The following is a 626-nucleotide window of genomic DNA, read 5'->3' on the forward strand; positions in this document are numbered from 1 at the left end:
ATTCACCCCGGCATTGCCGGTCAGCGTGTCGTTGAAGGCCGAGCCGGTGGTGTTCTCGATGGCCGCCAGCGTGTCGCCCTGGGCGTCGCCGCCCGTGCCGGTCCCGTTCAGCAGGTTGACCACCACCGCGGCGGCCGAGGCGGCGTAGCTCGCCGTGTCGGTGCCGGCGCCGCCGGTCAGCGTGTCGGCACCGCCGCGGCCCTGGAGCGTGTCGTTGCCGTTCCCGCCGTTCAGCACATTCGCCCCGGCATCGCCGGTCAGCGTGTCGTTGAAGGCCGATCCGATCAGGTTCTCGATGCCGGACAGGGCGTCGCCCTGGGCATCGCCGCCCGAGCCGGTGCCGTTGACCGTGACCACGACCGCGGCGGCCGAGGCGGCATAGGTGACGGTATCGGTGCCGTTGCCGCCCTGCAGCGTGTCGGCGCCATCGAGGCCGATGAGCGTGTCGTTGCCGTCGCCGCCGTTCAGCACATTCGCCCCGGCATCGCCGGTCAGGCTGTCGGCGGAGTTCGAGCCGGTGAGATTCTCGATGCTGTTGAAGGTATCGCCGGTGGCATCGCCGCCATTGGCGGTGTTGGTGGCGAGATTGATCGTGACGGCCGCGGCGGAGGCGCCATAGGCGGCCG

1 protein-coding gene is annotated in these 626 nt (G+C 70.8%); it reads right to left on the minus strand.

Annotated elements, in window-relative coordinates; translation table 11 throughout:
* Positions 1-626: calcium-binding protein (locus BWR60_RS36085; protein WP_144445893.1), on the minus strand; the 626-nt coding region annotated here is incomplete at both ends.

The sequence above is a fragment of the Inquilinus limosus genome (assembly GCF_002195995.1).
Taxonomy (GTDB): Bacteria; Pseudomonadota; Alphaproteobacteria; order DSM-16000; family Inquilinaceae; genus Inquilinus; species Inquilinus limosus_C.